This window comes from Lachnospiraceae bacterium JLR.KK008, assembly GCA_037015955.1.
Classification (GTDB): domain Bacteria; phylum Bacillota; class Clostridia; order Lachnospirales; family Lachnospiraceae; genus VSOB01.
The window spans coordinates 2,765,456-2,780,078 of record CP143548.1 but is presented as its reverse complement, the minus strand read 5'-3'; the positions used below and the strand labels follow the sequence as shown (position 1 = coordinate 2,780,078).

Below are 14,623 nucleotides of genomic sequence, written 5' to 3'. Positions count from 1 at the left end.
GCTGTCGGTCTCCGCGATTGAGGGCCTGATGCCCGGGCACTGTGTTATTGTATCTTCAACGACGGGAGTTGCAGACTATATAAAGTCTTATGAAAATGGTTTCGTCTATGAGGCCGGAGATGTAGCAGGGCTTGCGGCAGGGATCCGCTGGACTCAGTTTGTCTCTCCTTTCGTAGGCTGAACATAATATCTCCACTCATTTGTTTCGCCGAATCTCCCATAACTTTCTGTGGTGGCCATGATTGGGACAGTCAGACGATCCGCGACCGTATCGTCCTCGGTGAGGAAAACGGGAGCGCCCTGCTCCAGACGGAAAATCCCGGTATTGTCCACTCCTGCTACAAAGGTTTCTCCAGGCGCCAGCGTAGTGTCAGGGAGGTTGAATTTCAGACTGCGGACCGGAATGCTGTTGGACAGGGCGTATGCCCCCATGTCTATTGCGGACTCGGAAGCATTGTACAGCTCGATCCATGCCCCGTCTGCGCCAGCGTATACTTCGCTGATGAGAAGCCCGCTGCCGGCGTCTGAGGGAACGGTTATGAGTTCCACGGTAATCCGGTCATTTCGGATCAGAGAGGCGTCCAGTGTGACCTCCGGGCTGTCGACCCGTTTACCGTTTATCTTCCAATGAGAAAATGCTCTGTTTTCATTGCAGGATGCGGACAGAGTGAGCGGGTAATCCCCGTAGTAAGTTCCCTGGAAATCCCCATCCGAGGCGATCAGCTCCGTGGTACTGAAACAGATGGAAGTACCGGTCCGGGGCGCCTTTACTGCCAGTGTGTAAGGGCAGGAAGGGGCGAAGGTATCCTGGATATAGTTGCGCAGTTCTTCTTTTCGGGCAAAAGCGCTCTCCTTCAGCAGAGATACATTGCGCTGTCTCTTTGCCTCGTCCTCGGGGGAGTAATAGTAAGAAGCGATGAGGTTAAAATCCTGGTTTGCTTCATTGATGACCACATCCAGGTGCTCCCAGTCAAAAAGCCCACTGTTCATCAGGTCGCAGAGCGAATTGAGAAAAGCGGTTTTGTATTCGGATACCTGGATGAGAGAACCCATCACGGTGCCATCTTCTTTGATATGATCAAAATATGCGGTCCACAGATCGTCATCTTCACGAAAATCCCAGATACAATCCAGATCGTTGATCAAAAAGCGGAACTTTCCGTCCGAATAGGGCGCATCGGTGCGTTCACCCGTATAGCGCCAGATGGCATAATTTTTTTTCGGAAAATCGGTGTTGTTGAGTAGCAGTTCAAAGGCGTAATAAGAAAACATATCATTCATCGATACGGTTTGTTCCAATGTGTTTTGATTTTCCGCAGAGAGGATCGGGGATTTCTCGATGGCGGGATAGCTATAATACAGATCCTCATATCCGCCGGCCTGTGTACAGGCTCTCTCGGTATCTTTACAGATTTGCAGGAAATTTTTACCGAGCCGTGTCTTGGCGCTGGTATTATGTTTGTTATAAGTGTCCTGAAGCTGAGCGACACAGTAGAGCTCTCCGTTGAGAAAGACCATGGCGGGGCGGGCGCCTGCCGTCATATAACCTGCCTCGTCAGCCAGCCGACTGCCGACATTCCAGCGCAGCATCGTTCCCCTCTGGTCGGGTTCCCGGGCGCCGGCATTATACTCGTTGCCACCGTTGCGAAAGACCAGATTGTTGAAATCCTGAATATGAGGAAATTCGGTGCCTCTCGTATTATAATAGTGAAAAATGTCGTAGGAAAAAGAGGGATGACGACTGTCATATTTTGTACCAGCGAGTACTTTCAGGGAATAAGGATAATGGGTCATGGACCCATGGTCGCCGTCCACACATAAACCGATATTCTGACTGATCACATTGGAACCGTCCGGTTCGAAGACATCCATGTGAGCGGCACGGATCCATTCATCGCCCCGCTGTTTGCAGTTCTGCTCTTCGAACTCCTTCCAGTCTTCTTCTGTGGGACCGCAGTCAGCCATCGGATAGAGAATGCCGGATTCCTGCGAGTACAGATCTTCTGGGTCTGCCGTGATGGAGACAACAAGGGCATTTGTCCAGACGGCAGCATTTTTTCCCACAAAATAAGTAGCCGTATATGGTCCGCCTGCCACGCGCTGACTGCGGTCACAGACGACCGCCTTGATCGTGACGGCTATGATGTCGTCACCGGCCTCACAAGTGATAGGCCCGGTATAAAGCGGCGAGGAAGCATTCGGAGTACTTCCGTCCAGGGTATAGTGTATTTGCAGATGTTTTGTCCGGGGCGAGGTAAGAGATAAGGCAACCTGAATGTCGTCCGCATAAAATCCGTTAGCCATAGAAAAGGAAAAGCTGCTGTCAATGTCTGAGGTCAGCAGGTGACTGCCTGAAATACCCCAAAAGAGAGAGGAGAATAATAAAAGACTGAAAACGATCAGTATCATAACTGCTTTTTTGTGTCTGGACATCATATAAGCCTTCTTTCTGTCGGTCATGTCCTGAGGGGGTATCATTCGGATGGCAGAAAATGAGATGCTTTCTGCAAAATTGTCCGTTTCATGAATTTCTCTGTCACCCAAATCATCTCATCTAATAAAATCCCGCGACGAGAAAAGCAATCAGAATGCCGAGAAGGGCGCCGGCCAACACCTGTAAAGGAGTGTGCCCAATAAATTCCTTGAGGTTATCTTCTATGCTGAGACCTTTTCCCATATTGGAAAAAAGAGCGATCATCTCATTGATTACTTTTGCCTGAATACCGGTTTCTCTTCTCACGCCAATCGCATCGTACATAACGACGATGGCAAAAAAGGCTGCCATGGCAAATTCAAAGCCGGCACTCCCGTAATGTAAATAGACGGAAGTGGCAAGGGCGCATACGGTGGAAGAGTGAGAGCTGGGCATTCCGCCGCTGCCAACCATACGCTCGGCATTGAAAGTTTTTGTCAGCGCCGCGTGAATCATCGTCTTCAGGATCTGGGCGATCAGCCATCCGAGAGCGGCGGAAATAAATATTTGATTGGCGGCGATTCCTCTGAAAAAGTTCATTGTTTTTCTCATTCTTTCTGTCGTTATTTTAGTACAAAGCTCTTTTTAGTTTACTACCATTTCCGACGATATTCAAGAGGTGTCATATTTTCTGCGCGTCTGAACATTCTAATAAAATAGGCCGGACTGTGAAATCCACAGAGAACGGAAATTTCTTCTATGTTTTTCTGCGTGTCGAATCTGAGAAGCGATTTGGCATGGGAGATTCGGCAGGCCATCAGGTCGTTGCCTGGAGTTGTGCCAAAACATTTGCGATATTCCCGAACGAGATAATATTTGCTGATAAAAAAAATCTGTGACAGTTCATCCAACGATATTTTTTCGGCATAATGGGAAAAAATATATTCTCGGATCTGTATCAGTTTACTCTGGACAGAATGTGCGTCGGACAGCCGTTTTTTGCTCTCCGGGAAGCAGGTAGTGCATAACTGTGTCAGATATTTGTGGGATAACAGTTCCCGGTAAGGATCGTTTTTTTTATACAGTTCAAGCAGAGCGGAAAGACAGCCGTTGAAAACAGCCGGATTGCCGGGGGTAAAAACACAGGGAGAATTTTGCAGGAGAAACTGCGAATAAAATTCAGGCGCATCCTTCCCATAGAAATGTACCCACTTCAATTCCCACGGGGAAGAAACACTGCTCTCATGCGAGTAGGGTAGCGCACAGTCGACCCAGGCGCAGTCTCCCTGATGAAGCTGCCAGGTACGTTCTCTGTAAGTCAGAGTACCCTGACCGGAGGTGACGATGAAAAATAACAGAGAAGACAGGTTTTGCCGTTTGCTGATATGAGGGTGGAGACTTTGCAGAGTGCCGATTTCCTGGACATACAGGTAATGTTCTTTTGCATAGGGAGAGGGGGTCACAAGTACCCTGTCGGAGGATGTATTTATCATGGTTAATCCTTTATGTAAAGCAATATTGTATTATTTTAGGGCAATATATTTTGTTGATAGTGATATTATATATTGTTATACTACAAAAAGAAATCGCAAAATAATGAAAAAGAAGGAGAATAGAGGATGAACAATGTAGCGTTGATCACAGGAATCACAGGTCAGGACGGAAGTTATCTGGCGGAATTTCTGTTGGATAAAGGATATGAGGTACATGGACTGATCCGCAGACATAGTATTTCCAACACAGACAGGATCGATCATCTGATCGCGTCCGATTATCATAAAGTGAAATTTTTTCTGCATTTTGCCGATACGACGGATTCCAGTAATCTGATGCGGCTGATCTCAGAGATACGGCCTACGGAAGTGTATAATCTGGCAGCCCAGTCTCATGTAGGGATTTCCTTTGAAGTGCCGGAGTATACGGCGGAGGCGACCGGCACGAGCACATTGAAGCTGTTGGAAGCGATCCGTGTCAACGGCGGTAACTGTCGGTATTATCAGGCGTCTACTTCCGAGCTGTTTGGCGGGCTGCCGGAGACGGCGCCGCAGAGTGAGAAGACACCGTTTTATCCGAAGAGTCCTTATGGAGTGGCAAAACTGTATTCTTACTGGATCACGGTCAATTATCGGGAATCATATAATATGTATGCCTGCAACGGTATCTTATTCAATCATGAGTCTCCGCGCAGGGGAGAAAACTTTGTCACAAGGAAGATCACGCTTGCCATCGCCTCTATGGTATCGGGGAAGCAGGACAAGCTGTCTCTCGGAAATATGAACGCCAAGCGGGACTGGGGTTACGCGGGTGATTATGTGGAGGGCATGTGGCTGATGCTGCAGCAGGATAAGCCGGATGACTATGTGCTTGCCACGAATGAGACACATACGGTGAGAGAGTTTGTGGAGGCTGCATTTGGCCAGCTTGACATTAAGATCCGCTGGGAAGGCGAGGGCATCCACGAAAAGGGTATAGATGCGCAGACCGGCAGGCTGCTCGTCGACATCAATCCGGAATTTTATCGCCCGGCGGAAGTCGAATTTCTGTGGGGTAATTCCACGAAGGCGGAGATGGAGCTTGGCTGGAAACGGAAAGTAGATTTTAACAAGCTGGTGGAGATGATGATGGACAGCGATATGAAAGTGATCGCCGGCATGGATTGTAAGACATACAGGAAACAGAGAGAACAGAAGGAACAGACAAAATAAGGGGAAAAACATGGAAAAGACAGATAAGATTTATGTAGCGGGACACAGAGGACTGGTAGGAAGCGCCATTGTGCGCAGCTTGAAAGAGCAGGGATATGAGAACGTGATCGGGCGTACCCACAATGAGCTGGATCTGACTGATCAGGCGGCGGTCAGACGTTTTTTTGAGGAAGAAAGACCGGATGTCGTCGTGCTGGCAGCGGCCAAAGTAGGTGGCATCAATGCCAACAATACGGCTCCGGCGGACTTTGCCTATGAGAATATGCAGATCCAGTGTAACGTCGTCAAATGCAGCCATGACTATCATGTAAAAAAACTGTTGTTTCTCGGAAGTACCTGTATCTATCCGAAGATGGCGCCCCAACCGATCCCGGAGAGCGCGCTTTTGACAGGGCCACTGGAAAAGACAAATGAGGCATACGCCATCGCCAAGATTGCGGGCATGGAGATGTGCCGGTTTTTCAAATTACAGTACGGAGATAATTTTATCAGTTGTATGCCAACCAATCTGTACGGACCTTACGACAACTATGAACTGAACGGCTCTCATGTGATGCCGGCAATGATTCGCAAATTCCACGAGGCGAAGGTGTCGGGGACCCCGACAGTGGAGCTCTGGGGAACAGGGACACCGCTGCGGGAGTTTCTCTATGTCGACGATATGGCGGATGCCTGCGTCTATCTGCTGGAACACTATGATGGCGAACAGCATGTCAATATCGGTACCGGCAGGGAGCTGACAATCCGGGAGCTGGCGGAGCTCGTGAAAAAGACGGTAGGATATGAAGGGGAGATCGTATGGAATAAAGAAATGCCGGACGGCACACCAAGAAAACTGACAGATGTGTCGAAATTACATGCGATCGGATGGACGCACAGGGTGGAACTGGAAGAGGGAGTCAGACTGGCCTATGACTGGTTCCGCGAACATGTGGACTGTGCCAGAATGTGATGCCGGGACAGATGCAGCCGGGAGCAGGACAGGCAGCGGCGGCGGGAACTGGCGGTCAAAAAGATAAAATAAAAAGGAAAGACAGACAACGATGAAACGATATGGAATCATTATGGCAGGAGGGAGCGGGACGAGGTTCTGGCCGCTGAGCAGAAAGCGCCTGCCGAAACAGTTTTTGAATCTGACGGGAAAGGAGATGATGGTCAATGAGACGATCGATCGTCTCAGCCCTGTGATTGCGAAAGAAGATATTTTTGTGGTGACGAATGCGGCCTATGCGGCTCTGACCTTTGAGGCAGCCCGAGGAAGGCTGGCTGAGGACCATATTCTCAGTGAGCCGGCCGCGCGTAACACGGCAGCCTGCATTGGTTATGCGGCGATGGAGATCATCAGGAAATATGGAGACGGTGTGATGGCGATCTTTGCTTCCGATCATTATATCAGGGAAGAAGAAGCGTTCCGGAGCGTGGTCGAACAGGCGATCCGGGAGGCGGAAACGTCTGACAGGCTTGTGACGATCGGCATCAGGCCCACGTTCCCGGCAACCGGCTACGGCTATATCAGGAGGAAACGTGCGGACAGCCCGGAGGTGGAGGAATTTGTGGAGAAGCCGGATCTGGAGACGGCGCAGCAATATCTCGACAGCGGCAGGTATCTGTGGAACAGCGGGATGTTTGTCTGGAAGGCCTCTGTGATCCTCAAGCGGTTTGCACAGTTGCTGCCGGACATTTATGCCTGCCTGATGGAAATTGGAGACAGTATGGGGACAGAGCGGGAACGGGAGACGATCGAAAAAATTTATCCGCATATTCCCAAAATTTCTGTCGATTATGGTATTATGGAGCGGGCGGACAATGTGATTGTGCTGGAGGGCGATTTCGGCTGGAATGATGTGGGCAGTCTGGACACGATCGAGGCGCTGTATGAGCCGGATGAAAATGGCAATGTGGTGCATGGAGATACGATCCGGCTGCATACGAAAAACTGTATCAGTTATGGCACAGACAGGCTGATCGTCTTAAACGGCGTGGAAAACCTGATTGTGGTGGAGACGGATGATATTGTGCTTGTCAGTGACAAAAGCAGAGCCCAGGACGTGAAAAAGATCGTAGAAGGGCTGGAAGCTGACGGAAAAACGCACTATTTGTAAAATCCGGCGATATTTATAAATTTACAAAAAATCTCTCTTTTGTTATGATTTTACCAGGAAGCAGGGCAAATCACCAAAATAGGAAGGAAAGGGAGAAAATATGAAGAGCAGCGAAACAGATGCCGTCGAATTGGAACGCTATGTGACAAAACTGATGCTGGACATGGGAGTCCCGGCGCACTTAAAAGGATATCATTATCTGCGCAGGGCGATCATCATATCCCAGCAGGATCTGGAGACGGTGGACAGTGTGACCAAACTTCTGTATCCTGAGATTGCCAAATATTTTAAGACGACAGGACAGAAGGTAGAGCGGGCGATCAGAAATGCCATCGAAGTGTCCTGGAGCCGGGGAAATCAGGATACCTTTGAAAAACTGTTCGGATACTGCGCTGCGGAGGGGAAAGGCCGTCCCACAAACAGTGAATACATTGCCAGGATCGCAGATAAGGTCAGGCTGGACATCAGAAGCAGAGATTTGATTATGATGATGGCATAAAACAGCGGGACAAATGATAACTTTTAGAATCAGAGAAACATACCGAGGAAAAAAATGATACGGTTTTTATTATGCGTTACCATACTTCCTGTGATACAGGGGCTTACGTTGATCAGACTGAAAAAAGAAAAAGAGACGGTCATGCTGACGCAGTGTTATATGATGGGACTTTTGTTTTTATTCTTGCTGGCGGAGACCGTCTCCTGCATTGCAGTTAAACTGGAATGCAGTTTTACTTTTTACTGTAAGATGCTCGGCATCGCTGTCATTGTGAGCAGTCTGCTCTCTTTGCTGCTAAACGGCAGGCAGGCAGCAGGACTGTATCAGAAGATCAGGAGATATTTTACATGGAAGCAGGGAAGCAACTGCGGCCGGATGCGGCAGCGTGTGGAGATTGCCATGCTTGTTCTTTTGTGTCTCATGCAGATTGCCTGTTATTTTCTGTACATACCGGATACGGGGAGCGATACGATGGCGGAGACGATTTCAGTGACAACGCTGACGGATACGATATTCCGATATAATCCGGTCACCGGGCAACTGCTGCGATACGGGATGTATCCTCTCTATAAGTTTGCATCTCTGCCGCTTTTATACAGCGCTCTGTGCTATCTGTGCGGTCTGCCTCTTGACCATTTTCTGTACTATGCGGTTCCTCTGTGGGTGCTGCTGATGAATTATGCGGTCTTGTGGGAATGCGGACGGCTTTTTTTCGGTGAACAGAAAGAGAAAAGGCGGATGTTTTTTATTTTTATGGCGCTGCTGACGATTATGGGGGACGCAGAAACGTCTTCCTACGCATATACTCTGCTCCATGGCGGGTGGAAAGGGACGGCAATGGCTGCGGCGGTTGTCGTTCCTTTTGGTGTCTGTATCGGATATTATTTGTTTGTGGAAAAAGAGCGGATATACGGAGGAATCGGTGCCGCTCTGGTTCTCTGCGGACTGCTCTTTACAAAGCCGCTCTTTTCGCCGGACAGCTTTGCCTATACGGACGGTGATACCGGAAGACAGTGGGGGCTGCTCCTGTTGTCTGTGCTTGCTTTGTATCTGGTGAGAGAGAAGACCGGAAAACAGTGGAGGAAGCAGGAAGTGTTTTTCCTGGCAGTCTGTCTTTTGCTGGGGCTGATCTCGGGAAATGCGCTTGTAGTTCTCGGCGCAGCCTATGCCGGCACCTGTATCTGGGGTGTGGCGCAGGAGTGGCAGAAGGGCAGGACTGTACTGGCCGGTTTTGTTATTTTTATCTGTATGACAGGCACGCTGCTTCCCTTTCAGGCAGAGCTGTTGAAAAAATGGCATGTTTCTCAGGCAGATGAAGAAATACAGGATAAAATAACAGCTCTTGCGGATAATTATGAAGGGAGAGTTATGCTGGCCGCACCGGCATCAGTGATGGAACAGGCGAGGATACGCAATGAAAAGATCACACTGCCTTATGGCAAGGACTTATGGTATAGTGGCTGCAACAGGGAGATCGCAGACGTATACACGGAGGAAGAGCTGATTCTGTATGAGCAGATGAAGATCGACTATGAGCAGCCGGACACGATAGCAGCCATAGCTGCAGAGCTCAAATGTAATATTCTCGTCATGCGGGAACGGATGAGCGAGCAAGCCGAGCGCCAATACGGCTGGGAGGAGAGCGAAGGGACCACAGACTACGCGGTCTACTGCCGATAGACATTCTTTCCAAAAATGGAGGAATATGGTATAATATCGAAAGATATTATACTGCCGGATGGCATCAGCCGCATGTCCGGAGGACATGGTATACTGTGCAGGCAGGCAATGAGCAGTGAGAAAAAAGACAGAGTAAAAATGCGCCGTACTTGTACGGAAGCATTTTTAGCGAAGCGGAATTGAGCGGCACTGCGAAGCAAGACGCGGCACTGCGTATTATTAAAAACAATGGAGAAAATAAAAAGGATGAAACTGCTGAGTGTGATTGTTCCCTGCTATAACGAAGAGGAAAATGTGCCTTATTTTTATGAGGAACTGCTGAAACAGGAAGCGGCCTTGCAGGAACGGGACGTTGCACTTGAGCTGATCTATGTGGATGACGGTTCCAGGGACGGGACGGTAGCGGAGATCAAAAAATTATATCAGAAGGACAGCAGAGTCCATATGGTGTCTTTTTCCAGAAATTTCGGGAAAGAGGCCGGTATCTATGCAGGGCTGAAGAAAGCGTCGGGGGACTATATCGTGCTGATGGACGCCGATCTGCAGGACCCACCCGCTCTTCTCCCGGAGATGCTTCATTATCTTGAGGAAGAGGGATATGATTCTGTGGCTACCAGGCGGGTGACGCGCAAGGGTGAGCCGGTGATCCGTTCCTTTTTTGCGCGGAGATTTTACAGTCTGATGCAGAGAATCTCGCAGACGGAGTTCGTTGACGGGGCCAGAGACTATCGGCTGATGAGAAGGGCCGTGGTTGATGCGATTCTTTCGATGCCGGAATATAACCGTTTTACAAAAGGAATCTTTGGCTGGGTTGGCTACCGGACGAAATGGCTGGAGTATGAGAATGTGGAGCGCCTCAAAGGGGAAACAAAATGGAACTTCTGGAAATTGTTTCTCTATTCCCTCGACGGGATTCTGGCGTTTTCGACGATGCCACTGGCCTTTGTGTCCGTGATCGGGCTGGTGTTTTGTCTGCTGGCTTTTGTGCTGATTTTATTTACGATCGTAAGGACAGTCATATTCGGGGATCCGACTTCCGGCTGGCCGTCGCTTGTCTGTATTATCTCTCTGATCAGCGGCGTGCAGCTTATGTGTCTGGGAATCGTGGGCCAATATTTATCCAAAATGTATATGGAAGTGAAAAACAGACCAATTTATCTTGTAAGGGAAGAACTCTGATCATTCCGTAACAGGAAGGAGAAAGAGAAAGACATATGAAAGCAAAAGTGAGTATTATTGTTCCGGTCTACAATGTCCAGGCTTTTCTGGAGGAGACGATCCTCTCTGTGATCGATCAGGAAGAGACGGACTGGGAGCTGCTTTTGGTAGACGACTGTTCCACGGATGGAAGTCCGTTGATTATGGAGCGCTACGCCGCTTCGGATAAAAGGATCAGAGTGATCCGTCAGACAAAAAATCAGGGGGCGGCAGCGGCCAGAAACCGGGGGCTGCAGGAAGCGGCCGGCAGATATATTGCTTTTCTGGATGCCGATGACCTGTGGAAGCCACGGCGGCTTTCGGCGGAGCTGACATTGATGGAAGAAAAACAGGCAGGGTTTGTCTTTGGCGGCTATGAATTTGCTGATGAGACGGGGAAGGGAACCGGCACGATTGTCAGAGTACCGCAGACGCTTTGCTATCGGCAGGCTTTAAAAAATACGACGATTTTTACCTCCACTGTGTTGCTTGATACAAAGTGCATTCCCAGAGAACTGATGAGAATGCCGCTTGTGAAAAGTGAAGATACGGCAACATGGTGGAACATTTTGCGCCACGGGTATACGGCATATGGACTCGACGAAAATCTGGTTCTTTACCGCAGAAGCACAGGCACGCTCTCTTCCAATAAGGTGGAGGCGGTCCGCAGGATCTGGCATCTCTATCGGCAGGTAGAGAGACTGTCCGTACCGTACAGTTTTTATAACTTTGTGTTTTATGCGGTCCGTGCCGTTTGGCGCAGAGTTTGAGGAGACAGGTTTTATGAGAAAACTGGAAACTTATAAAAGACTGATTTTGATCGCCATGTCTTCCATCTGCATTGCTTTGCAGATGGGCGTGTATGCGTTGTTCTGGTATGGCTATTACAGTGAGCGGATGTATCTGAAGTTTTATTTTAAGGGACATCTGCTGATGCTGTTTGTATATGGTGTGCTGTTATTTTTTTTCTCGCAGATGTACGGAGGGATGCGTATCGGGTATCTGCGGTCAGGAGAAGTGCTGTTTTCTCAGATCTTTGCAACGGTCTGCGTCAATGCGATCACGTATTTACAGATGTGTCTGATGGTTCGCGGATTTCTTGACATCAGGCCGATGTTTTATATGACATTTTCTGAGGCGGCGGTCATTCTTTTGTGGACGGCGGGAAGCTCGGCGCTCTATAAGCGGATCTTTTCTCCGCGTTCCCTTCTTCTTGTACATGGGGACCGGCCGGTAGAGGATATTTTGCAGAAATTTGCTTCAAGAAAAGATAAATATCATGTCAATAAGTGTGTTCACATCGGTGTGGGGATAGAAGCGATCTGTCAGGAAACGACCGGATATGACGGCGTTGTATTGTGGGACATTCCGGCAGGGATTCGCAATAAAATCTATAAATTCTGTTTTGGACAGGGAATCCGCGTCTATATTATGCCCAAAATACCGGACATTCTTATCAAGGGAGCCGATCAGCTCCATCTGTTTGACACACCGATCCTGCTTACGAGGGAATATGTATTGAGCGTGGAACAGAGACTGGTCAAGCGGATGATCGACTTTGTCTGTTCTCTGCTTCTGTGTGTGATCGCTTCTCCGATCATGCTTCTGACAGCGGCGGCCATTAAAGTTTATGACAGAGGGCCTGTGTTCTATAAGCAAATCCGCTGTACGAGAGATATGAAGCAGTTTTATATTATGAAATTCCGCAGTATGAAGGTGGATGCGGAGAAAGACGGGGTGGCACGCCTGGCGTCCAAAAACGATGACCGGATCACACCGATTGGCAAATTTATCCGCATGGTACGAATTGATGAGCTGCCACAGCTATTCAATATATTAAAAGGCGAGATGACGTTTATCGGACCAAGACCGGAGCGGCCGGAGATCATCCGGCAATATCTGGAGGACATGCCCGAGTTTGTATTCCGGACAAAGGTCAAGGCGGGGCTTGCCGGATATGCACAAGTATATGGAAAATACAATACGACGCCTTATGATAAGTTAAAACTGGATTTATTTTATATTGAGAACTATTCTGTGTGGCTGGACATCAAACTGATGCTTCTGACATTGAAGATTCTGTTTAAACCGGACAGTACGGAAGGCGTGGAAACGAGTCAGACAACGGCGCTGAAGAAATAGCGGCTCACGGAGGTCCTGCGAAAGGGTGGGCAGACGGGAGGCAGCGGTTGGGAATGGATGAGGAAAGTATGACAGAGAGAGAATGGATGAGAGAAGGACTGGATATTAAACTGACGGCCCTGCTGTACCGCAGAAAAATATGGATCGCTATCGTCTGTGCGCTGGCTGGGGCGGTTCTGGGCGGCGGCCTTTATTTCGTGATCCATGTCGTCTACGCGCCTGCCAGAGAGTATCAGGGAATATCAAAACTATATTTAACATTTGATGAAGATGACGACGGAGACGCCTATCAGTATTATAATGGCTACACATGGAATGATCTGATGGGGACGGAGCCAATCCTGGATAAGATCATGGAAGGAGTACCTGCCGGAATGACGCGGGAAACGGTCAGAGATTCAATAACGGCTGATATACTCTCTGACATCCGGCTGCTAACTGTCACGGTAACGACCCATGATCAATCGGAGACCGACAGTATTTTGCGGGCTGCGGAAGAAGCGCTGGTTCGTTTTGGGAAAGAGATGATTGAATTTGAGAAGATCGAAGTCATTGAGCATGGCCATTCGGCGCTGCTGGCAGTGGCAGATGAGACGGTGCGTGCGGTGATTGCAGGTGCGGGCGGCGGGTTCCTGGCCTCTTTGATCGGTTTGGCGCTTGCCTGTATATTAGATGACTCCGTCTATGTGCCGACCGATTTTGAAAAGCGGTATGGGTATCCGGTGCTCGGTGTGACGTTTACCGGAAATGAGGAGGCGGGCAAAGAGGCGCTGGAACGACATATCCGCCTTGTAACAGCAGATAAACCGGATGTTATTTATATAGAAACAGGAAATCCGAAAATTGCCCTGCCGGATGAAGCCGGAGGCGGCAGAGGTGTCATTTTGCACATCCCTTACGGAAGCGGCAACGGCAAGCTACTGGAGCGGTGGATTGCAGAAATAAAGTTAAATAATGATATAATTTTGGGAGCGGTAATCACCGACGCGGATCTGAAACTTTACCGTCTGTATTTTGCGACATTCGGCAGAGCCGGCAGAAAATATAGAAGGAACAGCAGTATGGAGCCGGAGGCAGGCAGGGAAGAGAGGGAGAGACTATGAGACTTCAGCAGCTCATCTCCGCGGTCGATCAGATACCGGCGCAGCTCGTAGATAAGATGAATGTGAATTGTGACGCGGTGCTGATTAACCAATGTGATCATTTTGGTTATGAGGAGATCAGACGGGGCGGGTACCTGATCAGAGCCTACAGCCTGAAGGAAAAAGGGGTCGGTCTGAGCCGCAACAACGCGCTGATGCGCGCTGATGGAGATCTCTGCCTGTTTTCTGATGAAGACATCATCTATGAAGACGGGTATGAGAAGAAGATCATCGGGGAGTTCGAACGTCATCCGGAGGCGGACATGCTTCTCTTTAATGTGGAAGTGTGCGAGGCCAGACGGACTTATCACAATGATGCCTATGAGAGAGTGAGACTTTATAACTGTGGCCGCTATCCGGCCTATAGCTTTGCCATGCGCACGGAGACAGTACACAGAAAAAACATTTGTTATTCATTGCTGTTCGGCGGCGGCGCCCGGTACAGCAACGGGGAAGACAGTTTGTTTATCCGCGATTGTATCAGGAGCGGTATGCGAGTATACAAAACACCTGTTACGATTGGCAGAGAGCAGGAACGGGAGTCAACCTGGTTTTCCGGGTATCATGAGAAGTTTTTCTTTGACCGGGGTGTGTTGTATGAACATTTATATGGCAGGCTGGCAAAGCCTGTGGCCATGCGTTTTCTGCTGGCGCACAGGGCGGTCATGTGCCGGGAGATACCAGTGAAGAAAGCTTATGAACTGATGTGTCAGGGGCTGAAGGAAGCGAGAAAATAGAGGAGA

At 49.1% G+C, this 14,623-nt stretch carries 14 protein-coding genes; 11 read left to right on the top strand and 3 right to left on the bottom strand.

The annotated features are described in order from the left end of the window. Positions 1–153 precede the first annotated feature (153 nt). The 3 genes from V1224_13710 to V1224_13700 all read right to left on the bottom strand — a co-directional run bounded on the left by V1224_13710 (position 154) and on the right by V1224_13700 (position 3,906). Positions 154–2,460, bottom strand: coding sequence for a chitobiase/beta-hexosaminidase C-terminal domain-containing protein (locus V1224_13710; protein ID WWR15516.1), 2,307 nt, complete (start codon positions 2,458–2,460; stop codon positions 154–156). A gap of 94 nt (positions 2,461–2,554) precedes the next feature. Further along, on the bottom strand, positions 2,555–3,013 hold the full coding sequence (locus tag V1224_13705) for a divergent PAP2 family protein (protein WWR15515.1): 459 nt from the start codon (positions 3,011–3,013) through the stop codon (positions 2,555–2,557). 53 nt (positions 3,014–3,066) lie between these two features. After that, the gene (locus V1224_13700) at positions 3,067–3,906 is read right to left on the bottom strand and encodes an AraC family transcriptional regulator (protein ID WWR15514.1); all 840 of its coding nucleotides are present in this window, start codon (positions 3,904–3,906) and stop codon (positions 3,067–3,069) included. 126 nt (positions 3,907–4,032) lie between these two features. Between V1224_13700 and gmd the strand changes: the two genes are divergently transcribed. From gmd to V1224_13645, 11 genes are all read left to right on the top strand, one after another. Next, entirely contained in the window at positions 4,033–5,118 is a 1,086-nt protein-coding gene (gmd, locus tag V1224_13695) for a GDP-mannose 4,6-dehydratase (protein ID WWR15513.1), read from the top strand. Between the two features lie 10 nt (positions 5,119–5,128). Then, positions 5,129–6,070, top strand: a complete 942-nt coding sequence (locus V1224_13690) for a GDP-L-fucose synthase (protein ID WWR15512.1) — start codon at positions 5,129–5,131, stop codon at positions 6,068–6,070. Positions 6,071–6,161: 91 nt separating this feature from the next. Further along, positions 6,162–7,220 (top strand): mannose-1-phosphate guanylyltransferase, encoded by a 1,059-nt coding sequence (locus tag V1224_13685; GenBank protein ID WWR15511.1) that lies wholly within the window; start codon positions 6,162–6,164, stop codon positions 7,218–7,220. 100 nt (positions 7,221–7,320) lie between these two features. Continuing rightward, positions 7,321–7,719, top strand: a complete 399-nt coding sequence (locus V1224_13680) for a sporulation initiation factor Spo0A C-terminal domain-containing protein (GenBank protein ID WWR15510.1) — start codon at positions 7,321–7,323, stop codon at positions 7,717–7,719. Between the two features lie 54 nt (positions 7,720–7,773). After that, a complete protein-coding gene (locus V1224_13675) occupies positions 7,774–9,399 on the top strand; it encodes a DUF6077 domain-containing protein (GenBank protein WWR15509.1) in 1,626 nt (541 codons plus the stop codon). Positions 9,400–9,414: 15 nt separating this feature from the next. Beyond that, positions 9,415–9,582 (top strand): hypothetical protein, encoded by a 168-nt coding sequence (locus V1224_13670; protein ID WWR15508.1) that lies wholly within the window; start codon positions 9,415–9,417, stop codon positions 9,580–9,582. 63 nt (positions 9,583–9,645) lie between these two features. Then, entirely contained in the window at positions 9,646–10,578 is a 933-nt protein-coding gene (locus tag V1224_13665) for a glycosyltransferase family 2 protein (protein WWR17490.1), read from the top strand. A gap of 35 nt (positions 10,579–10,613) precedes the next feature. Further along, on the top strand, positions 10,614–11,366 hold the full coding sequence (locus tag V1224_13660) for a glycosyltransferase family 2 protein (GenBank protein ID WWR15507.1): 753 nt from the start codon (positions 10,614–10,616) through the stop codon (positions 11,364–11,366). Positions 11,367–11,379: 13 nt separating this feature from the next. Then, on the top strand, positions 11,380–12,738 hold the full coding sequence (locus tag V1224_13655; GenBank protein WWR15506.1) for an exopolysaccharide biosynthesis polyprenyl glycosylphosphotransferase: 1,359 nt from the start codon (positions 11,380–11,382) through the stop codon (positions 12,736–12,738). A gap of 53 nt (positions 12,739–12,791) precedes the next feature. Continuing rightward, positions 12,792–13,841, top strand: coding sequence for a hypothetical protein (locus tag V1224_13650; protein ID WWR15505.1), 1,050 nt, complete (start codon positions 12,792–12,794; stop codon positions 13,839–13,841). Then, a complete protein-coding gene (locus V1224_13645; GenBank protein WWR15504.1) occupies positions 13,838–14,617 on the top strand; it encodes a glycosyltransferase family A protein in 780 nt (259 codons plus the stop codon). Before V1224_13650 ends, V1224_13645 begins: the two co-directional genes overlap by 4 nt. Positions 14,618–14,623: the final 6 nt, after the last annotated feature.